This is a genomic window from Alphaproteobacteria bacterium US3C007, assembly GCA_034423775.1.
Taxonomy (GTDB): domain Bacteria; phylum Pseudomonadota; class Alphaproteobacteria; order Rhodobacterales; family Rhodobacteraceae; genus Thalassovivens; species Thalassovivens spotae.
The window spans coordinates 1,639,069-1,661,849 of sequence record CP139918.1 but is presented as its reverse complement, the minus strand read 5'-3'; the positions used below and the strand labels follow the sequence as shown (position 1 = coordinate 1,661,849).

General features: G+C 54.0%; 21 protein-coding genes. 13 read left to right on the top strand and 8 right to left on the bottom strand.

Annotated elements, in window-relative coordinates; translation table 11 throughout:
* Positions 1–58: 58 nt before the first annotated feature.
* Positions 59–1,606 (bottom strand): AMP-binding protein, encoded by a 1,548-nt coding sequence (locus UM181_08020; GenBank protein WQC64544.1) that lies wholly within the window; start codon positions 1,604–1,606, stop codon positions 59–61.
* A gap of 181 nt (positions 1,607–1,787) precedes the next feature.
* Here UM181_08020 and UM181_08015 point away from each other — a divergent pair, with 181 nt between their 5' ends.
* Together UM181_08015 and recR are read left to right on the top strand one after the other, a co-directional pair.
* On the top strand, positions 1,788–2,132 hold the full coding sequence (locus UM181_08015; protein ID WQC64543.1) for a YbaB/EbfC family nucleoid-associated protein: 345 nt from the start codon (positions 1,788–1,790) through the stop codon (positions 2,130–2,132).
* A gap of 51 nt (positions 2,133–2,183) precedes the next feature.
* On the top strand, positions 2,184–2,777 hold the full coding sequence (recR, locus tag UM181_08010; GenBank protein ID WQC64542.1) for a recombination mediator RecR: 594 nt from the start codon (positions 2,184–2,186) through the stop codon (positions 2,775–2,777).
* Positions 2,778–2,836: 59 nt separating this feature from the next.
* Here the strand turns inward: recR and UM181_08005 are convergent, their stop codons facing one another.
* The gene (locus UM181_08005; GenBank protein ID WQC64541.1) at positions 2,837–3,583 is read right to left on the bottom strand and encodes a DUF1013 domain-containing protein; all 747 of its coding nucleotides are present in this window, start codon (positions 3,581–3,583) and stop codon (positions 2,837–2,839) included.
* A 140-nt stretch (positions 3,584–3,723) separates the two neighbouring features.
* Between UM181_08005 and UM181_08000 the strand changes: the two genes are divergently transcribed.
* Entirely contained in the window at positions 3,724–4,356 is a 633-nt protein-coding gene (locus UM181_08000) for a ribonuclease T2 (protein WQC64540.1), read from the top strand.
* Here the strand turns inward: UM181_08000 and UM181_07995 are convergent.
* On the bottom strand, positions 4,353–5,120 hold the full coding sequence (locus UM181_07995) for a sulfite exporter TauE/SafE family protein (protein ID WQC64539.1): 768 nt from the start codon (positions 5,118–5,120) through the stop codon (positions 4,353–4,355). The two genes, UM181_08000 and UM181_07995, sit on opposite strands and share 4 nt — an antisense overlap.
* 152 nt (positions 5,121–5,272) lie before the next feature.
* On the opposite strand from UM181_07995, the gene UM181_07990 reads away from it, so the two are divergent.
* Complete coding sequence (locus UM181_07990) at positions 5,273–6,964, top strand: acyl-CoA dehydrogenase family protein (GenBank protein WQC64538.1); 1,692 nt, start codon at positions 5,273–5,275, stop codon at positions 6,962–6,964.
* Positions 6,965–6,990: 26 nt separating this feature from the next.
* Here UM181_07990 and tsaA read toward each other — a convergent pair whose 3' ends face one another.
* Together tsaA and UM181_07980 are read right to left on the bottom strand one after the other, a co-directional pair.
* Positions 6,991–7,479 (bottom strand): tRNA (N6-threonylcarbamoyladenosine(37)-N6)-methyltransferase TrmO, encoded by a 489-nt coding sequence (tsaA, locus tag UM181_07985; protein ID WQC64537.1) that lies wholly within the window; start codon positions 7,477–7,479, stop codon positions 6,991–6,993.
* Positions 7,480–7,596: 117 nt separating this feature from the next.
* Positions 7,597–8,676, bottom strand: coding sequence for an FAD-dependent oxidoreductase (locus UM181_07980; GenBank protein ID WQC64536.1), 1,080 nt, complete (start codon positions 8,674–8,676; stop codon positions 7,597–7,599).
* A gap of 16 nt (positions 8,677–8,692) precedes the next feature.
* On the opposite strand from UM181_07980, the gene mnmD reads away from it, so the two are divergent.
* Together mnmD and UM181_07970 are read left to right on the top strand one after the other, a co-directional pair.
* Complete coding sequence (gene mnmD / locus UM181_07975; protein WQC64535.1) at positions 8,693–9,385, top strand: tRNA (5-methylaminomethyl-2-thiouridine)(34)-methyltransferase MnmD; 693 nt, start codon at positions 8,693–8,695, stop codon at positions 9,383–9,385.
* A complete protein-coding gene (locus tag UM181_07970) occupies positions 9,375–10,244 on the top strand; it encodes a DMT family transporter (GenBank protein ID WQC64534.1) in 870 nt (289 codons plus the stop codon). The genes mnmD and UM181_07970 overlap by 11 nt, the downstream gene beginning before the upstream one ends.
* On the opposite strand, the gene UM181_07965 is transcribed toward UM181_07970, so the two are convergent.
* The gene (locus UM181_07965) at positions 10,227–12,161 is read right to left on the bottom strand and encodes a lytic transglycosylase domain-containing protein (GenBank protein WQC64533.1); all 1,935 of its coding nucleotides are present in this window, start codon (positions 12,159–12,161) and stop codon (positions 10,227–10,229) included. The genes UM181_07970 and UM181_07965 overlap by 18 nt on opposite strands.
* A gap of 165 nt (positions 12,162–12,326) precedes the next feature.
* On the opposite strand from UM181_07965, the gene dapA reads away from it, so the two are divergent.
* On the top strand, positions 12,327–13,202 hold the full coding sequence (dapA, locus tag UM181_07960) for a 4-hydroxy-tetrahydrodipicolinate synthase (protein WQC64532.1): 876 nt from the start codon (positions 12,327–12,329) through the stop codon (positions 13,200–13,202).
* Positions 13,203–13,275: 73 nt separating this feature from the next.
* Here the strand turns inward: dapA and UM181_07955 are convergent, their stop codons facing one another.
* Together UM181_07955 and uraH are read right to left on the bottom strand one after the other, a co-directional pair.
* Positions 13,276–14,529: a urate hydroxylase PuuD gene (locus tag UM181_07955; protein ID WQC64531.1), complete on the bottom strand. Its 1,254-nt coding sequence runs from the start codon at positions 14,527–14,529 to the stop codon at positions 13,276–13,278.
* Positions 14,530–14,550: 21 nt separating this feature from the next.
* Positions 14,551–14,907, bottom strand: coding sequence for a hydroxyisourate hydrolase (gene uraH / locus UM181_07950; GenBank protein ID WQC64530.1), 357 nt, complete (start codon positions 14,905–14,907; stop codon positions 14,551–14,553).
* Between the two features lie 150 nt (positions 14,908–15,057).
* On the opposite strand from uraH, the gene puuE reads away from it, so the two are divergent.
* The 6 genes from puuE to UM181_07920 all read left to right on the top strand — a co-directional run bounded on the left by puuE (position 15,058) and on the right by UM181_07920 (position 22,758).
* Positions 15,058–16,473, top strand: coding sequence for an allantoinase PuuE (gene puuE / locus UM181_07945; GenBank protein WQC64529.1), 1,416 nt, complete (start codon positions 15,058–15,060; stop codon positions 16,471–16,473).
* Entirely contained in the window at positions 16,470–16,964 is a 495-nt protein-coding gene (locus UM181_07940) for an ureidoglycolate lyase (GenBank protein ID WQC64528.1), read from the top strand. Before puuE ends, UM181_07940 begins: the two co-directional genes overlap by 4 nt.
* Positions 16,965–17,015: 51 nt before the next feature.
* Positions 17,016–18,335: a nucleobase:cation symporter-2 family protein gene (locus UM181_07935; protein ID WQC64527.1), complete on the top strand. Its 1,320-nt coding sequence runs from the start codon at positions 17,016–17,018 to the stop codon at positions 18,333–18,335.
* 145 nt (positions 18,336–18,480) lie between these two features.
* A complete protein-coding gene (locus tag UM181_07930) occupies positions 18,481–18,819 on the top strand; it encodes a DUF2794 domain-containing protein (GenBank protein WQC64526.1) in 339 nt (112 codons plus the stop codon).
* 24 nt (positions 18,820–18,843) lie between these two features.
* Positions 18,844–19,791, top strand: coding sequence for a 3-hydroxyacyl-CoA dehydrogenase NAD-binding domain-containing protein (locus UM181_07925; protein ID WQC64525.1), 948 nt, complete (start codon positions 18,844–18,846; stop codon positions 19,789–19,791).
* A 69-nt stretch (positions 19,792–19,860) separates the two neighbouring features.
* Positions 19,861–22,758, top strand: coding sequence for an error-prone DNA polymerase (locus UM181_07920; protein ID WQC64524.1), 2,898 nt, complete (start codon positions 19,861–19,863; stop codon positions 22,756–22,758).
* Positions 22,759–22,781: the final 23 nt, after the last annotated feature.

Genomic DNA, 22,781 nt, shown 5'->3' with positions numbered 1-22,781 from the left:
CGCTTTCTGTCACAGGGTTTTAGGTCCGTTCTGATAGGCTGAAAAAGCGTTAGAGGCGTCATCCAAGACGCTGCTCTAATACATGGCGCATTATCTTGCCGGTGGTGCTGCGGGGAAACTCGAATTCGGCGATAAAATGAAAGGCTTTGGGCAGCTTATAGCGCGCAAGCGCTGTGCACAGATGCGCCAAAATATCTGCCTCGCTCAAACTGGCATCTTTGCGGGCAATAAAGGCAATGGGAACTTCTCCCCAATGGTGGTGTTTCTGACGCACAACCGCGGCCTCTAAAACCCGCGGATCTGCCAAAATTAGCCGTTCGATTTCGGCCGGGTAAATATTTTCTCCGCCTGATTTGATCAGATATTTACGACGATCTACAAAGCGTAAGCCTCCATCTGAGCCGCGCTTGAACATATCCCCCATATGAAACCAACCATTTCGGAAATCCTCAGCATTGGCTTTGGGGTTGTTCCAATAGCCACTGAACAATGCCGGGCTGCGAATCGCCAATTCTCCGGTCTCTCCTTCGGGTACCTCCTGATCTTGCGCATCAACCAATTTGATTTGGCAGAGCGCGCTTTGTTGTTTGTCCAAGCTGGTCGCAATGTCACCAATCCCAATATGGCCTGCGGATGCAGGGGCAAAGCCGGTTTCGGTGGCACCAAATGTGTTCAGATAAGGCGCCTGAAAAAGCGTTGTGACTTCGGCAATTTGATCCAGCGGCACCAAATCCGCCATAACGCCAACCCATTTTACAGATTTTACACGGGCCTCTTTGGCTCGCATCGCCGCAAGAAGCGGCGCAATCATTCCGGGCATCAAAGTCAACCGCCCCAAGCTTTCGGTGGCGATCAAATCTGCAAGCTGATCTGGTTGAAACCCGTCCACCACGATAACGGTTCCTCCAAGTATCAAGGTTTTAAACACCGTATCCGTTGAGACCATGTGGAACAAAGGCGCCCAAGCAATAAACGCATCCTCAGGATCGGCTGGCATATCCAGCATTTGCGTCGCGGCCCGCGCGATTTCCGCCCGATGGCTGATCAAGGCGCCTTTCGGCAGGCCGGTGGTGCCGCTTGTGTAAAGAATGACGATGCCGTCTTCTGGCGTGGCACGTTCCGGCACAGCGCTGCTGGAATAGCCCGTCAGAGCTTCAACCCAGACATCATCGATCATTTGAACCGGCGCGATATCGGCCAAACTTTCTGCCTGCGCCTGATTGCGCGGCGAGGCCAGCAGAATTCGTGGTTCAACCAAGCTCAGGCAATGGCGCAGCTCGTCATGCGTCAAACGCCAATTCTGACAGGCCACGATGGCGCCAATTTTAGCAGCCGCCAGAAACACTTCAATATATTCAATCCGGTTTTCTGACAAAATCGCAATACGGTCTCCACGTGCAACACCGCGCGCTGTAAAATAATGCGCCATGCGATTGCTGCGTTGATCAAGCTGGCGATAGCTATAGCCCGTGATGGCATCCTTCACGGCCAGATGATCCGGGCGCAAGCGGGTTTGCACCTCAATCAAGGCGCTCAACGTCAAACCCGCCGCCTGAACGGCCAGAGTGGGATCAATTCCCGTCAATATTGGCTCTTGGCCCTGCATATCCCTCTTCTTTCTGCGCGGCAGCGCTCATCCATGGGCCAAAGTTAAATCCTGCAAGCATGGTTTGTAAATCACCTGCAGCGCAGATTGGCGATCAGCGCGGATAGCCGCCCCGTCAAAACGCTTGTTTTTGGGCGTAACACTGCGTAGGAAAGAGCATCGAAGACAAAGGGGATAGAACATGTTCAAAGGCTTAGGCGGCATGGGCGATATGGCCAAAATGATGAAGGCTGCAACCGAAATGCAGGGCAAAATGGCCCAAATGCAAGAGGATATGCACAACATTATCGTCACCGGTGAAGCCGGCGCGGGCTTGGTAAAAGCCAGCTGCACGGCAAAGGGCGATTTGACCGGTTTGGATATCGATAAATCTATATTTTCGGGTGATGATAAAGAAGTTGTTGAAGACCTGATTCTGGCGGCGATCAAAGATGCCCAGCAAAAAGCGGCTGAGCGCGCCAAAGATGAAATGGGCAAAATGACCGAAGGCCTTGGCTTACCCCCTGGGATGAACCTGCCGTTTTAAGAGGGCGCCATAGATTTTCAAACCATATCAAAAAACGGGTAAGCGCTTGCGATGAGCAAAACCAAAGATATTGATGCTTTGATAGAGCTCATGGCGAAACTGCCCGGCCTGGGCCCGCGCTCTGCCCGCCGCGCGGTTTTGCATTTGATCCGCAAGCGCGCCTTATTGCTAACCCCGCTTGCCGATTTGATGCAAACGGTTGCGGTAACCGCGCAGGAATGTCTGAACTGCGGCAATATTGGGACCGAAGATATTTGCGATATTTGTCGCAACGAGCGGCGCGCCACGGGGGAACTTTGCGTGGTGGAGGATGTCGCCGATCTCTGGGCGATGGAGCGGGCGAAGGTTTTCAAAGGCCGCTACCACGTTTTGGGCGGATGCCTCTCGGCGCTGGATGCGATCGGACCCGATGAATTGCGGATCCCTAAACTTATTGATCGCGTTAGCAGTGAAAATATCACCGAAGTGATCTTGGCGCTGAACGCCACCATCGAGGGGCAAACCACCGCGCATTATCTGGCAGATCAATTGGAAAGCCGCACCAAAGTCACCACGTTGGCGCAAGGCGTGCCCATAGGCGGTGAGTTGGATTATTTAGATGACGGCACCATCACCGCCGCTTTAAAGGCGCGCAAAGCGGTCTGATTCAACAGCCTTGCAGCGGCATCCGGCGGCTTGGGCCGAATGCGCGCAGCAAAAAAAGATCAATCGTCCAGTTCTGGCTGATCGCCCTCGGGCAAATTGAAAAAGCTATCCGCATCCAAAAAGTCATCTTCTGAAGTGTCAGCAGGCTCATCTTCGCGCAGCGAAAAGGATTCTAACCCTTCAATCGCAGCAGGGATTTTTGGTTCTGCCGGCATTGACAAAGATTGCTCAGTGCTCACCAACTTACGACGCTCATCATCGTCCATAACGGGACCATCGGCGGCCTTTTTCGCAGCTGCTTTTTGAACAATCGCATCAAGTTCAGATTGTTTGCACAGGCCCAGCGCAACCGGATCAATCGGCTGGATGTTTGAGATATTCCAATGCGTGCGTTCACGGATGGCTTGGATCGTGGGTTTGGTTGTGCCCACCAGCTTACCAATTTGCCCATCGGATAATTCGGGGTGGAATTTCACCAACCACAGGATTGACGCTGGTCTGTCTTGGCGTTTGGAGAGCGGCGTGTAGCGTGGGCCGCGGCGTTTTTCTTCCCCCTGCGCGGCGGCGTTGAATTTCAGCTTCAATTTATGCAAAGGATCAGCCTCGGCCGCCGTAATCTCAGATTGCTCAAGCTGATTATTCGCAACCGGATCAAATCCTTTCACCCCAGTGGCCACATCACCATCTGCAATGCCTTGCACTTCGAGTTCGTGCATTTGAACAAAATCTGCGATCTGTTTGAACGTCAGCGTGGTATTATCGACCAGCCAAACCGCGGTCGCACGGGCCATAATTGGTTTTGACATAGGGTTACTCCTTGCTACATCTGGCGTCACGTAAACCTCTCCCGGTGCCTGAAAGTCAGGCTGCCTTGCGTAAGGCGGGCTTCCGGTGTCGGGGAACTTACTGATGCTATATATAAGGCATATCGAAAAGAAAAGAGGCCATGCAGAAGTTTATACAGATCATATGTGTCGGGCTTTGGGTCTTTACGGGCCATAGCGCAAAAGCGCAGATGTTTGATTATTACGTGTTATCGCTCAGCTGGTCGCCCAGTTGGTGCCAGTTAACCGGGCTCAAGCGCGGTGCTGAACAATGCGATGCCACGCGTGACCTCGCGTGGATTTTGCACGGGCTCTGGCCACAATACGAGAATGGCTGGCCAAAATTTTGTAAAACGACGCAGCCCGCGCCAACGCCCAAACAGCTCAAAACCATGCGCCATATTATGGGCAGCGAAGGCTTGGCGCTGCACGCTTGGCGCAAGCATGGCACCTGCGCGAACCTTGCTGCGGATGATTATTTTCAGGCCTCGCGCGCCGCGTTTGAGGCAATTCGAAAACCAGACCAGCTGACCCTGCCGCTTTCCGAGCAGCGTTTTGCACCGACCAGTCTGATAGACAGCGTTCTGCGCGATAATCCCCAATTGCAACCCAATAACCTGGTGGTGACCTGTCGAAAAGGGTTATTGCATGAGCTGCGGATCTGTTTGGATAAACAACTCTCCCCGCGTCGCTGTGGACGGGATGTTTTACGCGACTGCTCTGATCCTTATATCAGCGCGCCAACGCCGCCCTAGGCATACGCGGCGCGGCGCAGCAAGACCAAGCCCATCACAAGCAAAACCAGCAAAGTGACCCGCCGAAACAGCTTTTGATCGATGCGCGTTTGAATCTGCACCCCAAGCCACATCCCAAGCGCCGCGGGCAGGACAAGAAGCGCCGAAAACTGCGCCGTTGCGAGGGTCAATATACCCGATCCTATATGCGCCACCACCAAGGCCACAGCGCCCAATCCGTAAATCACGCCTTGCACCCGTATTTGTTCGATTTTATTTGTATTCAAAGCGGTCAAATACGCCACAATTGGCGGCCCCCAAATGCCCGAAACGCCACCCAAAAGCCCCGCGATACTGCCAAAGATGATGCTGGCCTTAGGCCCCGCGCGCATCACGGGCAAACCAAGGCCACATAGTTGCAAAAGCGAAAAACATACGATCAGCCCACCCAAACTGCCCAAAAACAATATATCTGGAAGCACCGAGGCCAGCTGAGCACTGATCAAAACGCACACCAACCCAGTGATCAAAAAAAGCCGAAAGCGTTTAACGGATTGCCAGGCTGCGGCGCGGCCCTGTGCAAAGGCCTGCCAGATATTGGTGATTACGGTTGGCAGGATAAGCCCTGCCAAAGCCAATTCTGGTGGCACAATTAAGCTGAGCCCCGCGATGAACACCATCGGCATGGCAAATCCAACCACACCCTTGATGAACCCCGCGCAGCACCCCACACCAATCGCAACGATCCAATGCCACTGAGACATATTGCTTAAAATCAAATCCATCATGGGGCTTTATCACAGGCAATTCAGCGCAGTTAGAGTAAATGATTACGTTTACCGCGAAATTTTTGAACAAATTTAAACATTAATTTGAATTTATATTGCGCTGCAGTTGCAAAAGGCTTATCAGGGGCGCAAGCAAAAGGAGCCGTGTTATGCCAGATGGATCGAAGCGTAATTTTTCAGATGAAAATGTAGTATTGAAAGATTTGCTCACACTGACAAAAACCGCAACGCAACGCCTCGAGCAGTTGCTGCAACGGGCCAAGGTGCATTGCCAAGGCGTGCTGTGTGACGAGGGACGCGTTGATCCGCTTCGGCTTGAAACCCATCAGGTCCAAGCGCATGGGTTGGCTTGGCTGGCCACCTATACCGAATCGCTGCGCCAAATGCACAATTGGGCTGCCGCGCTGGCGGCTGAAAACCAATTTTCAACGTCAAACCAGTTAATTTTACAAATTGGGTTTGCCGAATATCTGCAGCAAATCATCGGCGGTATTCCGATGAGTCAAAGCGAAATCTTGCGACCGCAAGATATCGGGTTAACCCCGGAAGACATAGGGGACTTTCAGCAAGGCGCTGTTGTGCAGTTGATGGAAAGCGGCAATAGCCAGGCCGCGAAAACCCTTTTGGTGACGCTGATGCAAGAGGATCAAGGCAATTTGATTTTCGGCACCAGCGGGCTTGATGAAGAGCTGGAAATGATCCGCGAACAATTTCGCCGATATGCTTTGGAACGCATCGAGCCGCACGCGCATGAGTGGCATTTGCAAGATGAGCTGATTCCGATGGATGTTATTGGCGATTTGGCAGAATTGGGTGTGTTTGGTCTGACAATCCCAGAAAATCTTGGCGGGTTTGGCCTGTCCAAAGCGTCAATGGCGGTTGTTTCAGAAGAGCTATCGCGCGGCTATATTGGGGTTGGATCTTTGGCCACCCGCTCTGAAATCGCAGCTGAGCTGATTCTATGCGGCGGTACAGATGATCAAAAAGCAAAATGGTTGCCCAAGATCGCCAGCGGCGAAACGCTTCCCACTGCGGTTTTCACAGAGCCAAATACCGGGTCTGATTTGGGCGCCCTGCGTACGCGGGCGGTAAAATCTGAAGATGGCTATCGTATCACTGGCAATAAAACCTGGATCACCCATGCCTCACGCACGCATGTGATGACCCTTTTGGCGCGCACGGATCCGCAAAGCAGCGACCATCGCGGCCTGTCGATGTTTCTGGCCGAAAAAACCCCCGGCGACGATGCAAACCCATTTCCCACCCCTAATATGACCGGCGGCGAGATTGAAGTGTTGGGCTATCGGGGGATGAAAGAATACGAACTTGCTTTTGACGGGTTTGAGGTGGCATCGGAGAACCTGCTGGGCGGCGCCGAGGGTAAGGGTTTTAAGCAATTGATGCAAACCTTCGAGAGCGCGCGCATTCAAACAGCGGCCCGCGCCGTGGGTGTGGCACAATCGGCTTTGGATATATCGCTGCAATACGCGCAGGATCGCAAACAATTTGGCAAACCCATCATCGCCTTCCCGCGGGTGGCCAATAAATTGGCCATGATGGCAGTTGAAATTATGATCGCCCGCCAGCTGACCTATTTTAGCGCCTTTGAAAAAGACAATGACCGCCGCTGCGATGTTGAAGCGGGTATGGCCAAACTGATTGGTGCCCGCGTGGCCTGGTCAGCGGCGGATAATGGGTTGCAGATTCATGGGGGTAACGGCTTCGCGCTGGAATATAAAATCAGCCGCATTCTTTGCGATGCACGGATTCTGAATATCTTTGAAGGCGCTGCAGAAATTCAGGCCCAAGTGATCGCACGGCGCGTATTGGAAGCCGCCTAAAGCGCGGGCGCAACCAACCGCCATGTCTAGGCGGGCGGCGGTATATCAATGCCGCCACGCCAAGGCTTAATATCCAGAACCGGTGTGCCGTCAAATCCGTCAGTGGCATCAATTTCAAACGTGCCAGAATCAGGATCAATGGCTAGGATTTGAACCGCCTCCATTGCGATTGGATTGGGGCGCACCGGGCTGCGCAGCGCAAAGGCACCGCGCAATCCATCAGCATGCGAGGGTGCTTGAAGAATAATATCACGGCGCGCGCGATCAAACCAAAGCAGCAGCCAAATCAGATCACCCACCGCCAGCCCGGTAAGACCCGGGCGGAATTCTGGCTGTATTTCCACCACCGCGCGCCCCGCATCACGTCGGCGGGCTTGGGTTAAGTTTTTTGGACAATTTTCCCGCTGCCAGGGCGACCGAATTACCCCAATAAAGGCCAAAGTTGCATCCGCGCGCTCGGCCGGATCGGGCATCAGCACCACCTCTTGTGGACGCAAGGTTGGATTTGGCGGCATGCGGACCTCTTGAATGAATGCGTTCTCATATCAATGTCAATAAATCTACGCAAAAGTCAAAACATGCCCCATCCGGATTTTAGGCCACGATGCGCCTTAAATGCAAATTTCCGCCCCTTAAAACGATGCCTCCGGCCGAAAGGCCTCTGGAATATGGTCTTGTTCCAATAGCATCAAATCCGCCATGACCTGCGCAATTTTAGGCGCCATGCCAAACCCGATCTTGAAGCCACCATTGGCAATGAACGCCTCCGAAATCAAAGGATGCCGGCCCAAAACCGGAGCGCGACTGCGGCTTCTGGGGCGCAACCCAGCCCAGCGCGCAACCACAGGCGCGCCTGCGAGTGCGGGGAAAATCGCATAAGCTTTGTTGAGCAAGGCCTCAAGCTGCGCATCCGTGCTGGTGGCCGCGCTGAAATCGCGCTCTGATGTGGATCCGATCGCGAGCGTTCCATCTTCATGCGGAACAAAATGCAAAGCCTCTGCAAAAACCTGCGGATGCTCTGCGCGATCGACCTGGAGCAACGCGGCTTGGCCTTTCACAGCCCCCCCGAACGAGCGATTGCGCGCCCCGCTGATGCGCGCCAAATCATGCACGCCGCTGGCCCAGAGCACGCGGCCTTGATCATCGCCCTCAGTTGAAATACTCGCCCCTAAACTGCGCAACGCCTCGGCCAAAGCCAAACAAGCCGCATGCGGATTGATGCGGGCCGATAAATCATCAAAGATCCAATATCCAGAGGCCGAGTCGGGCGCCCAACTGGGGCGCTCGTTCAGCACATGCCAGCCCGCTTGCCCCTGCCAGAGCTGACGCGCATTTTCGCCCCGCGCCAGCGCCAGATCAAGCGCCGCATTCTCGGGCAAGGGCTGCACGCGGCCCAAACGCGCATAACCGGCTGATAGGCCAGACGCAGCCTGCACAGATGTCCAAAAGCTGTCAGCCATCATCAGACTTTCGAATTGAAAGGCTTTTTTGGAATTCCAGTTTTCGGGCACATGCGGCGCCAATGCCCCAACAAGGCCACCGCTGGCCCCCGACGCCACACCATAAGGATCGATCACCTGCACAGAGGCGCCGCGCCGCAAGCATTCCCACGCGATGGACAGGCCAAAAATACCCGCCCCTCTGATCGTTACATCGACCATTGCCAACCCTCTTGCTTCTGGTGCATTGTCCCTATCGGCGCAGCGCGTCATTCACAAGGCCTCTGAAATGACACCCCAAGATCCCAAACTTGAATGGCGCGCGCAAAATGTGCCCGTCTCTTTGCAATTTGATGACCCTTATTATTCATTGGAAAGCGGGTTTGAAGAAAGCAAGCATGTGTTTTTAAACGCCAATAGCTTGCCAGAGCGTTTGCATGATGGGTTCTCGATCGCAGAATTGGGGTTTGGCACAGGTCTAAATTTTCTAACCCTGTTAGACAGCTGGCGGCGCATAGATCGCCCGGGCCGCTTGCTGTTCACCAGTTTTGAAGCCTTTCCCTTAAGCGCGAAAGATATGATCAAAGCGCAGGCTGCCTTTCCGATGCTGGAAACGCTGAGCGCAGAATTCGCATCGCTCTGGGAAACCCTTCTGACCACCGGACAAATTGAAACCACCGATATTACGCTCAGGCTTGTGCAAGGGGATGCCCGGCTGAGCCTGCCCCTGTGGCAGGGGGCAGCGGATTGCTGGTTCCTCGACGGGTTTTCACCGGCTAAAAACCCCGAATTATGGCAAGCAGATCTGTTGCAAGCGCTGTATGACAAAACCCAGGCAGGCGGCAGCGCCAGCACCTATAGCGCCGCTGGCGAGGTACGGCGTAATCTTCAAGCGGCAGGGTTCAACGTGGCTCGATTGCCCGGCTTTGGGCGTAAACGGCATATGAGCCTGGCCACCAAAGGATTAATCGATGCAGAATAACCCCAAATTTGGGATTTTTTTGATGATCCTGACCACTTTGATTTTTGCAGCGCAAGATGGAATATCACGCCATCTGGCAACGGAATATAATGTCTTGATGGTGGTCATGATCCGCTATTGGTTCTTTGCCGCTTTTGTCATCGCCCTTGCCAATCGCAAGCCCGGAGGGCTGCGCAAGCAGGCCTACACCCGCCAGCCGGCATTGCAAATCTTCCGCGGCGCGCTTTTGGCGGTGGAAATCTGCGTCATGATCAGCGCCTTCGAGCTGCTGGGCCTGATCGAAAGCCATGCCGTTTTTGCCTGCTATCCTTTGTTGATCGCCGCTTTGTCTGGACCGATCTTGGGCGAGCAAGTGGGTTGGCGGCGCTGGATTGCGATATTTGTCGGATTTATTGGCGTTGTCATCATTCTCAATCCAGGCTCGGATGTTTTTTCAACCACCGCCGCGATACCGCTTTTATCCGCAATCTTATTCGCGCTTTACGGCCTGCTGACGCGCTATGCTGCCCGTCAAGACGCGGCGGAAACCAGCTTTTTTTGGACCGGAACAATCGGCGCTATCGTAATGAGCGCGGTCGGTATCTGGTTTTGGCAACCAATGGTGCAAACCGATTGGCTGTGGATGGCAGCGCTTTGTATCACCGGGGTTTTGGGGCATTGGCTGTTGATCAAATGTTACGAAGTGGCTGAAGCCAACGCGGTGCAGCCTTTTGCCTATTTGCAACTGGTCTTTGCCTCGATGATCGGTCTGAGCGTGTTCGGCGAAACATTAGAACAGAATGTGCTGATTGGCTCAAGTTTGGTGATTGCGGCCGGTCTTTTCACGCTTTGGCGCGAGCGGCTAAAAGCTGTCCCCTGAAAGCTGCGTCAGAAATGCCTGCGGCAAAGGCGTTTTTCCAAGCCGTGCGCGGTAGACAGGCAGGCTTTCGGTAACCCGCATCACATAATTCCGGGTTTCTTGAAATGGTATCATCTCAATCCAATGTACGGTATCCTGCTGTGGATTGCGCGGATCACCCAATGTTCGGATCCATGCATCCACGCGGCCAGGCCCAGCATTATACGCCGCTGCCACCAACACGATATTGCCATCATATTTTTTATTCAATTCTGCTAAATATGCCGAGCCGAGGCGGGCATTATACGGCCAATCATCTCGCGCCCGCGCGCTGCGGTAGCGCAACCCAAGCTTTCGGGCCATTTCGCGCCCGGTGCGCGGCATCACCTGCATCATGCCCAACGCCCCCACTGGCGAGACTGCACCGGTCCGAAATTCAGTTTCTTGGCGTGCGATCGCCAGCGCCAGCTCACCAGAGGTGCCCGCAACCACACGCTCACTTAACGGATGCAACGCAAATGTTGGCCGCGGAAAATAGCGTCCTTGGCTGGCGGCACGCTTGCCAAGCATCACCAGAACCCTTGGTTTTTCGAGCTCTTCCAAAAAATCAGCCAAATACAGAATCTGCGGATCCGGCAGAGTTTCTGCCATATGCGTTAGAAAACGTTCGGCCAGCAGATCCTGCTGGGCGGCAAATAAAACGATGGACGCTTGAAAGACTGAGCTGCCTTGAAACGAAGCCCCGCGCCAATCAGGCAAAGAGCTGCGGACAAAATCCGGCGCGTTCAAGACACGACCCGCCAATTCAGCGCTAAGCAATCCATAAAATGTTGTGGGGTAGCTGGCAGCGCGCTTGATGCTTGCAGCCATCGCCTGATTGCGCCCCATTTGCGATTGTGCCAATGCCAGCCAGTAATGTCCGCGCGCCAAGGAAATTGGCGTTTCCACCGAGGTGAGGAAATCGCTGAAATGCTTTTCTGCAGCAGCGGGCTTTGCCAAAAATTTCAGCGCGGTATAACCGGCAAGCCAATCAAGCTCGGCCTTTTTACTGCCCGCGCTTAAATGGTGCTGCGCTGCAATTTTATAGGCGGTTTCATAGGCGCCCTTGCGCAATAAATCACGCGCCAAACGCCGCCGTCTTTCGGCCCACGCAGGGGGATAACCAAGCGTTTTGGCCGAGCTGCTTTGCTCTAAAATCAGCGCCAAGGCCGCATCCGCGCGCCCCTTACGCGCGCGCCAAATAAAGCGCGCATGCACCAATAACGGATCCGACTGCAAAGATTTTGGAACCCGGGCAATCAATCCATCAACGCCCGGCTTCTGTTGCACCAAAGCCAGCCGAGCCCGCGCCAAAGCGGCCTCAGGCTTGGGCACCAAGGCCAGCATATTGCGCGCCTGCGAGATATGATTATGCCAGAGTAACCAGCGCAATCGTGAAACATGCAAGCCTGATAGATCCGCTTGGTAGCGCGTCAAAAACCGCGCTTGAACAGCTTTTGACATGGATAACCCAAGCCAAGCGTCTTGCACCACCAGCGTTGCCGTCTCTGGGCGGTTCATCGCCTCCAAAGCCCGAGCGTGTATCAAGGCGCCCTGCGCCGTCTGCGCGGCGGTCTGCTGAAAAAACGCCAGCACTTGTTCGGGGCTGGCATCGGCAAAACTTGCTTCGGCATTTTTGCGCAAATAGGGCAGCCCCGGCCAATCTGGGCGACGTTTCAAAAATGATAAGGCCGCGGGCGCCGTCCCCTTGCCGGCGCGGTGCAAATGCCATTCGATCACATCCCGCGCAACCGGCCCCTCTTTTGCCGCAAAACGCAGCGCAAGATCCCATTTTTCAGCCGCCATCGCCGTGAAGGCTTGAGAAAAAGGGCGCGGCACGTCGATCAGCGCAAAGGACGTGGCTGGTAAGAGCAAAAAAAATAGGAAGACACGCAACATCGCTTGCAACTTTTGCTCCAAAAAGGCTAGACACTGAAAGTGTAGCGCAGCCTTCGCCCGAAACCAATTGCCTCTTTTGCATCGGCGAAGCGTTGCCTAATATCAATCTGGGATCAAAGAGCCGATGCGCTGCCCGACCCAACCAGCTAATCAAGGACGTCCGTCATGTTACAAGGATCTATGCCCGCTTTAATCACGCCCTTCAAAAATGGTGCCGTGGATCTTGAGGGTTTGAAAGCATTGGTTGCGTGGCATATTGCTGAGGGAAGCCATGGTTTGGTGCCGGTAGGCACAACCGGAGAAAGCCCCACCTTAAGCCATGAAGAACATGAAGCAGTGGTCAGCGCGGTTGTCGAGGCCGCGGCTGGGCGCATTCCGATTGTGGCCGGCGCGGGCTCGAACAATACCGCCGAATCGCTGCGGTTTATGCATCACGCCAAAGACGTAGGCGCAAGCGCCGCTTTGGTGGTGACGCCCTATTACAACAAGCCCACGCAAGAGGGGCTCATCGCGCATTTCAAAACATTGCATGATTCCTGCGATCTGCCGATTGTGATTTATAACATACCGGGCCGCTCAGTGGTGGATATGTCACCCGAAACGATGGGTGTATTGGCCAAGCTGCCGCGTATTATCGGCGTCAAGGACGCAACGGGGGATTTGGCACGCGTCTGCGAACAGCGCATCACATGCGGGCCGGATTTTCTGCAGATCTCGGGCGAGGATGCAACCGCGCATGGGTTCAACGCGCAGGGTGGTATTGGGTGTATTTCGGTTACAGCGAATGTTGCGCCCGCGCTGTGCGCGCAGTTACAAGAGGCCTGTTTGGCAGGAGATTATGCCGCTGCCTTAACCATCCAAGACAGGCTAATGCCGCTGCACCAGGCGATTTTCACCGAACCCGGTTTGGTTGGAGCGAAATACGGCTTATCGCTTCTGGGCCGCTGCGAAGATAGCGTGCGCTTGCCGCTTACCCCACTGAGTGATGCAACAAAAGCGCTAATCAAGCAGGCAATGCAGCATGCGGGGCTGCTGAGCTAGGTTTCCAATCGCTCACAGAAGCGGCTGTAACCGCCACTGAATGTAAAACTACCCTCTTTTTGTTGGACTGCGCTTACTGCAGCGCGACACGCAACGGCATGTGCTCGGTGGCGTTTCGAAACCAGCGCCGAATTTGTGCTCGTTCGCCCTCTTCCATCCATGTGACATTCGCCGGGGGCATCGCGTGACTGGCCGCCGATTGCAAAAACACGGCCCTGGCCTCTGCCGTGATGTCAAATTCGGTTTCCAAATATACCTGTTTGGGTGCGCGGCGGATTCCGTCATAAACCGGCTCGCGCGCATGGCACATCGAACAGCGCCCCACCACGATATCATGAACCGCCGCATACCCGTCAGCATTGGCAAACAGGGTTTGCTGTTCAGACATCACCCGACTGTCCAAATCTTCGTCTTGCCAAAGCGGCAGCCCTGACAGCCAAATCACGCAAATAAACAAAATAACGGTGGCCGGCCATGTCCAAGTTGGGTTCCCCGCGCGCGCATGGCGCGTGTTAAAATAATGGCGAATAGTGACCCCCATCAAAAACACCAAACCCGCTATCAACCAATTATACTGGCTGGCAAAAGCCAGCGGATAATGATTGCTCAACATCAAAAAAATCACCGGCAAAGTTAGATAATTATTATGGGTCGATCGCAGCTTGGCGATTTTACCATATTTCGCATCGGGGCTGCGCCCCGCCTGCAGATCTGCCACCACAATGCGTTGATTTGGCATAATTATAAAAAACACATTGGCAGACATGATGGTGGCAGTGAAGGCGCCCAAATGCAGCAAAGCTGCGCGGCCAGTAAAGACCTTATCATAGCCCCAAGCCATCGCCACCAATAGAATGAATAGTAAAACCATCAAAGCTGTTGGGGTATTTCCAAGCCGTGATTTGCATAAAGCATCGTAAATAACCCAGCCCACAGCCAAGGATCCAGCCGAAATCAAAATAGCCTGTAAAACGCTGAGTTCCGCTTTTGCCAAATCAATCAGATACAGCTCAGCACCTGCCCAATAAACCACCATCAGCAACGCCGCGCCCGATAGCCAAGTCGCGTAGCTTTCCCATTTGAACCAGGTTAAATGCGCGGGCATATCGCTGGGGGCCACCAAATATTTGCGCACATGGTAAAAGCCACCGCCATGCACTTGCCATTCTTCGCCATGCGCGCCTGCGGGCAAATCAGGTGCTTTGCGCAGCCCTAAATCAAGCGCGATAAAGTAAAACGAAGAGCCAATCCATGCAATCGCCGTGATCACATGCAACCAGCGCAGGGCAAATTCAAACCAATCCCAGATTAGAAACAGCTCATACATTCTTATTCTCCACAGATTTTGCTAGCTGCCGCGATAGGTTGAATACCCGTAAGGAGACAGCAATAACGGCACGTGATAATGATCGGCGCTGCGCATTTCGAATCGGATCGGAATCATGTCCAGAAAAACCGCAGCCTCCTCAATCTGCCCCTGCGCGCGCAGATAGGCGCCTGCGTGAAAAATCAATTCATAACTGCCTAATTTAAAAGCATCTTGCGGTAAAATCGGCCCATCGGTGCGACCATCTGCATTTGTTATTGTGGTTTGTAAAGCGATCGGGCCAGACTCAGGCACATGGCGGATTAGCTCTATTTTCAGTCCCGCAGCGGGGCAGCCCCGCGCGGTATCCAAAACATGGGTTGTCAAATAGCCTTGCATAAGTACTCTTTTCACAAATCAAATCCCGGCTATATTGGCTGAATTTTCAAAAGGCACAAGCCTGTGCGGCAACTGGTCCTAAGCAGAAATAAAATTTAACATATATTGCGCCGGTAGGGCCATGATTGGCGGCAGTAAGGAGAGCAGAAAATGAACCGCTATACACGCGACATGCGCGGATACGGCGCCACCCCGCCCCATGCGAACTGGCCAAATAAGGCGAAGATTGCGGTGCAATTCGTGATCAATTACGAAGAGGGTGGCGAAAACTGCCTATTGCATGGCGATACAGCTTCGGAAGCGTTTCTGTCAGAGATCGTTGGGGCGGCGCAATGGCAAGGGCAACGCCATTGGAATATGGAAAGCCTTTATGATTATGGCGCACGGGCCGGATTCTGGCGCGTGCACCGGCTGTTTACCGAACAGCAGATCCCAGCAACGGTCTATGGCGTTGCCACAGCTTTGGCGCGCAATCCCGAGCAAATGCGGGCGATGCAAAGCGCAGAGTGGGAAATTGCCAGCCATGGCTTAAAATGGGTCGAGCATAAAGACATGCCGCATGCAGAAGAACAGGCGCAAATCGCCGAGGCTGTGCGGCTGCACACTGAAGTGGTGGGCGAGCGGCCGCGCGGCTGGTATACGGGGCGCTGCTCAATGAACACAGTAGACCTTGTGGCTGCGCAAGGCGGGTTTGATTATATTTCGGATGAATATGCGGATGATCTGCCTTATTGGCGCAAGATTAACGGGCATGATCAGCTGATTATTCCCTATACGTTAGATGCCAATGATATGCGCTTTGCCGCCCCCCAAGGGTTTAATTCAGGTGATCAGTTTTACAGCTATTTGAAAGATAGTTTTGATGCGCTTTACGCCGAAGGAAGCGCAGGCGCTCCCAAAATGATGTCAATCGGGCTGCATTGCCGGCTGATCGGACGCCCGGGGCGCATTATGGCGCTGCGCCGCTTCATGGATTATGCAAAAAGCCATGAAGATGTGTGGTTTGCCCGCCGCATTGAGATCGCCGAGCACTGGGCCAAGCATCACCCCCCGCAGCCATTTGAGCGGCCCTCCTCCATGCAAAAGGATCAATTTATAGAGCAATATGGCGGAGTATTTGAACATTCGGCTTGGATCGCCGAGGGCGCGTTTGATCTGGAATTGGGGCCTGCGCATGACAGCGCGATCGGGCTGCATAACGCGCTGGCGCGGATCTTCCGATCCGCCTCTGGTGAGGCCAGACTGGGTGTTTTGCGCGCGCATCCGGATCTGGCGGGAAAACTGGCGCAGGCAGACCGTCTTACCGCCGAGTCGACCTCAGAGCAAGCCTCGGTGGGCCTTGATGCATTAACCGAGGCAGAGCATGCCGAATTTACCCAGTTAAACGCAGCCTATGTGAAAAAGCACGGTTTCCCGTTCATCATTGCCGTGCGCGATTTTAGCAAGGCGGAGATCTTATCAGCCTTTCAAACGCGGCTGGCGCATGACAGCGCGGATGAGTTTGAAACCGCGTGCCGGCAGGTCGAGCGCATTGCCGAGCTGCGTTTGCAGCAACTGTTGCCATGAGCCAAGAGATCGTCACCCAGCCCCTTACTTCCACCGCGTTTGCTCCATTTGGCGATATTTTAGAGGCAAAGGGCACAGCCGATAAAATCATCAATCAGGGCCTTTGCGGGCGATTTCATGATTTGGCGCGTTTGAATTTTTCCGATGGTAGGGCAGGCATAAGCCTCTTTAACGCCACGCCGCGCACCCTACCCTATCAATTAACGATGATGGAACGCCACCCTGAAGGCTCACAAGCTTTTATTCCGATGAGCATGAATCGCTTTCTAATTATCGTGGCTTCAGACAAAAACAACCGCCCCGGCAGGCCCCTTGCCTTCCTGTCAGATCCCGGTCAAGCGATCAATTTCCATCGTAATATTTGGCATGGAGTGTTGACCCCGCTAGAGGATCCTGGGCTGTTTGCAGTGGTAGATCGGATCGGATCAGGAGAAAATCTAGAAGAGATTTTCTTTGACATACCATATATAGTTGTACCACAAGGTTCCTAACCGTTCAAAAAAGAGGCGGTATTCTAACTATTTAGTCAATAGGAGGACAAGATGACATCGACATCGAATAACAGCTACAGCGATCCGAATATAACGCCGCCGCTGGGGCAAGCATTGCCGCTTGGCCTGCAGCACGTATTGGCAATGTTTGCCTCAAATGTCACACCCGCGATTATTGTCGCCGGTGCCGCAGGGCTTGGTTTTGGCAGTCCAGAGCAAATCTATCTGATCCAAATGGCGATGCTTTTCGCGGGTATTGCAACACTGTTTCAAACCATTGGCATTGGCCCAGTTGGGGCGCGTCTGCCGATCATGCAAGGCACAAGCTTTGCCTTTGTCGGCGTGCTTGCTGGGCTGGCAGCCACGCAAGGGTTAAGCGTTGCGCTTACCTCATGCATCATCGCAGGCCTGATCCATTTTGCGCTTGGCTCGGTGATCAGCAGCATTCGCAGTTGGTTCCCACCTTTGGTCACCGGCTTGGTGATTTTGGCAATTGGCCTTTATCTTATCCCTGTGGGGATTAAATACGCCGCTGGCGGCGCCGCAGACTTCCAGATGACAGCAGACAGCTTTGGTTCGCTGAAACATTGGTCGGTCGCACTGACTGTGATCATCGTGGCGCTTTTGGTTAAATTCCGCACCTCGGGCGCATTATCCAATGCAGCAATCTTAATTGGCTTGCTGGCCGGCTATGCGCTGGCCTATATGCTTGGCATGGTGTCCTTTGGCGGCGTGGCCAAAGCCAGCATGATCACCAACTTGCAAGTCATGCCTTACGGGTTCGAGTTTAATCTCGGTGCGGTGATCGCGGTAACCTTGATCTCGATCGTCTCGGCGGTTGAAACAGTTGGCGATGCCTCGGCCACAACCAAAGCCGGCGCCGGGCGCACGGCAACAGATGAAGAAATTTCTGGCGCAACCTATGCGGATGGTCTGGGCACGGCGGTTGCCGGGGTCTTTGGCGGCTTGCCAAACACCTCTTTTAGCCAGAATGTAGGGATTGTTGGCATGACCGGCGTGATGAGCCGGCACGTGGTCACGATTGCTGGGATTATCCTGGTCTTGGCCGGCTTGCTGCCAAAAATCGGAGCCATAATCGCCTCGATGCCAATGCCAGTTTTGGGCGGCGGAGTGATTGTGATGTTCGGGATGGTAGCGGCTGCGGGAATGAACGTGTTGTCTGAGGTGAAAATGACCCGCCGCAACATGATCATCATCGCCATATCACTGACGGCTGGTTTGGGGCTGAACTTGGTTCCAAGCGCGGTTCAGTATTTGCCGGGCGTTTGGAAAACACTGGCCACCTCTGCCGTTGCACCAACCGCTTTCTTGGCGATTGTGCTGAACCTGCTGATACCAGAAGAGGATTAAATCCCCCCATTTGGGATAAAATATTCCTATGTCCGCCGCCTTTGCGGCGGACATAGATCTTAAAACTCTGTCTTAATATGAACTATTTTTTCAATTCAGTTCCAAAGCGCTTGATTTCACGCGCAAAGGCAGCAAGATTTAAACCATGAACAGTATCACCGCCTTCCCGCAGGAGCGATCCAGCGAAACCGTATCCTTTCAACGTTTAGAGCTAAACATCATCTTATCGCTTTATGGGCGTATGGTGGCGGCTGGCGAATGGCGTGATTATGGCATTTCCGCGCTGCGCGATGTGGCGATTTTTTCGGTGTTTCGCAGAACCGCAGAGCATCCGCTCTACCGAATTGAAAAACGCCCAAAGCTGCGCCAGCGGCAGGGCCAATATGCGGTGATTGGCATGGATGGTCAGATTTTGAAACGCGGCCATGATCTGGCAACCGTTTTGCGCGTGCTCGAGCGCAAATTAATCCGGGCTGTGGATTGACCTGAATGTGTGAAATGCGCCTCAATGTATGAAAACGGCATCACGCTTCTGGGCGGAGGTTTAATAGGAGCCAGCTGGGCTGCGCTTTTCCTAAGCAAAGGCGCTCGCGTTACGGTTTATGAGCCCAAAGCATCTGCCGAAGACGAGATCACCGCCTATATAAAAACCGCCTGGGCAGATTTGGCGAAACTCAGCCCGCTTAGCGCTGCAGTGCCTTGGGCGCAGCTGTCAATAACCACAAACTTAAAAACCGCCTGTCAAAACCCCGATTGGGTTCAGGAAAACGCACCAGACCGACTTGATCTAAAGCAAAAGCTGTTGAAAGAGGTTGAAGCCTACCTTCCCGCTGATACCCCGATCGCCTCGTCAACAACCGCGCTGCTGCCCAGCGCTCTTCAAGAGAAAATGCGATATCCCGAGCGGCTTTTGGTTGGCCACCCGTTCAACCCGCCCCATTTGATACCCTTGGTTGAAGTGGCGGGCGGTGCGCGAAGCGATCCGGCGCTTCTGCAGCAGGCTCGGCAATTTTATGAGCATTTCGAGCGCGAAGTGATTGTGTTGAAAAAAGAAGCCATCGGACATGTTGCCAACCGCCTCAACGCGGCGCTTTATCGCGAAGTGGTGAATATCGTGGCCGATGATATCGCCAGCGTTGAGGATGTTGACCGGGCGATGGTGCACGGGCCCGGCTTACGCTGGGCATTTTTAGGGCCCAATCTGGTTTATCATCTGGGAGGTGGCGCGGGCGGCTATGCCCAATATCTGCAACATCTGGGGCCCAGCCAAGAAGCCCGCTGGCGCGACCTTGGAACGCCAGAGCTGTCCAGCGACATTAAAGACAAACTGGTGAACGGGCTCGAAAGCAGCCTAAACGAAGCCTCGCCTGCACAATTAAGAGCCCAGCGCGATGCCGCTTTGGTGGCGCTGCTGCAACTTAAGAAACAGCTTCGGCCCCCTTCTGAAAACGCATAATCCGCAAAAGAAACAAACCTATCCAAATGCACCCTAGAAATAGAACAAATAGTGAACATATAAGGACGTATGTTCGCGGAACTCTCGATAACATCCAATTTCACCTTCCTCACCGGAGCCTCGCATCCCGAAGAATATATGGAGCGGGCGGCTTTGCTCGGCTATCCGGCAATCGCCATTGCCGATGTCAATTCGGTTGCAGGCATCGTGCGCGCGCATAGCCAAGCGCAAAAAATTGCACGCCAAGTCAAACTCAGACAAGCGGCGGATATTTACGGGCCAGCGGCACCGGCTCAGGATCAATTCTACGTTTCGGCAGCCATTTTAAATATACCGCGCGTATTGCCCGCCGCGCAATTGGTGCTGCAAAGCGGATTGCGCGCGACCACGCTTTGCCAAACCCGCCTTGGCTGGGCAAATTTATGCCGGATATTATCAAAGGGCCGATTGCGGGCAAAAAAGGGAGCCTGCATTTTGGATTTAAACGATCTGCTAGAACATAGCGGCGATCTCCATCTGCTGCTGCATCCGCCACCAGCGCTTCACCAGCAAGGCGGCGGGCAAGACTGGCGGGAACAAGCGCATCAGCTGACCCGTCGCTTTGAAACCAGAATGCATATGCTCATGGCGCCGGCCTATGACGGGCAAGATACGCATCGTTTTGCGGCCATCGCCGCCCTCGCCCACCAGTTAGGCCTGCCGCTTTTGGCCAGTGCCCGACCGATTTTGCACCATGCAAGCCGGCGCCGGCTGGCCGATGTTTTAACCGCTATTCGCAACGGTAAAACAGTCGAACAGCTGGGGCGTTCGGCCCTCGTCAATGCCGAGCAGCGGCTGCGCTCCGAAGCTGAAATGCACCGAATATTCCACGCTTATCCAAAGGCACTTTCCACCTTGCCTGCGCTTTTGAAAACCCTGCATTTTTCCCTTTCAGAGCTGCGCTATGATTACCCCTCAGAGCGCGATGGCCATGAAACCCCCGATCAACGCTTGCGTCGTTTGGCCTATAATGGTTTGGCCTGGCGCTATCCAGATGGCGCCTCGCAGAAAGTAAAAACACTGCTTGAGCATGAACTTAGCTTGATCGCAAAATTGGCCTATGCGCCGTATTTTCTCACCGTACATGATATTGTAAAATTTGCCCGCGACCAAAATATCCTCTGCCAAGGGCGCGGCTCTGCGGCCAATTCCGTGGTGTGCTATTGTTTGGGCGTTACCTCGGTCAGCCCGGAAATTGGCACGATGGTGTTTGAGCGTTTTGTCTCGGAAGCCCGCGACGAGCCCCCCGATATTGATGTTGATTTCGAACATGAGCGGCGCGAAGAGGTGATCCAATATATTTACCAACGCTATGGCCGCCACCGCGCTGGGCTTTGCGCCACGGTGGTCCATTACCGCGGCAAACGCGCCATTCGCGAAGTTGGCAGCGCAATGGGGCTCAGCCAAGATACGCTGGCTCTGATCGCCTCCCAATTATGGGGTTTTTTCAGCAGCGAAGGACCAAGTGCGGAGCGGTTGCGCGACATCGGGCTTGATCCCAGCGACCGCCGATTGCGTCAAACTTTGGCCTTGATCGAAGAGATTATCGGGTTTCCACGCCATCTCAGCCAGCATGTGGGCGGGTTTGTGATCACCGAAGGGCGGCTGGATGAATTGGTGCCGATTGAAAATGCCAGTATGGAGGATCGCACCGTCATTTGCTGGGATAAGGATGATATTGATGCGTTGGGGATTTTAAAAGTGGATGTGCTGAGCCTGGGCATGCTCAGCTGTCTGCGCCGGTCATTTGAATTGATCCGGCAACATTTGGGCCAAGACTATACGCTGGCCAGCCTGCCGCCCGAGGATCCCAAAACCTATCAAATGCTCTGTAAAGCCGATAGTATTGGCGTGTTCCAAGTGGAAAGCCGCGCGCAGATGAACTTTTTGCCACGGATGCAACCCCGCTGTTTTTATGATTTGGTGATCGAAGTGGCGATTGTGCGGCCAGGCCCCATTCAGGGGGATATGGTGCATCCTTATCTGCGCCGGCGTAACAAAGAGGAAACCGTTGAATTTCCCTCGGATGCATTGGGGGATGTGCTTGGCAAAACGCTTGGCGTGCCGCTGTTTCAAGAGCAGGCGATGCAAATCGCGATTATCGGGGCGGGGTTTAGCCCCGATGAGGCCGATCAACTGCGCCGCGCATTGGCCACGTTTAAAAAGCACGGCAATGTCGGCGCGTTAAAAAGCCGGTTTTTAAATGGTATGCGCCAAAATGGCTATGAAGCCGAATTTGCCGAGCGCTGCTTTTCTCAAATCGAAGGCTTTGGCAGTTATGGATTTCCCGAAAGCCATGCTGCCAGCTTTGCGCTGCTGGTCTATGCCAGCGCTTGGATAAAATGCCACCATCCAGGGATTTTTGCCTGCGCGCTTTTGAATTCGCAGCCCATGGGATTTTATGCACCAGCTCAAATCATTCGTGATGCCCAAAATCATGATGTGGCGATCCGGCCTATTTGTATCAATACCAGCCATTGGGAAAATAAGCTGGAGCCGGATGGGCGTGGCGGTCTGGCTTTGCGGCTTGGCTTTCGCCAAATCAAAGGGCTGCGCGAAGAAGAGGCCGGCTGGATCGCCGCCGCGCGAGGCAATGGCTATCAATCTATCGAAGATATCTGGCGCCGCGCCGGCACCCCTCCACACGTCTTGACGCGCTTGGCCGAAGCCGATGTTTTTGCATCTTTAGGCCTCTCACGCCGCGCGGCGCTTTGGCAGGCAAAAGCCATCACAGCCCCCAATCAATTACCGCTTTTTGCGCATGATATGGATGGTGAAGCGATCCAAGAACCGGCTGCCAATCTGCCTAAGATGGGGCTGGGGGAAGAGGTGGTAGAAGATTATATTGCCACACGCTTCAGCCTAAAGGCCCATCCCGTTGCGCTGATCCGTCCGCTTCTTACCCCAGAATGCACAGAAAACAATTGATCCATGCAGAGGAAACACCGCTC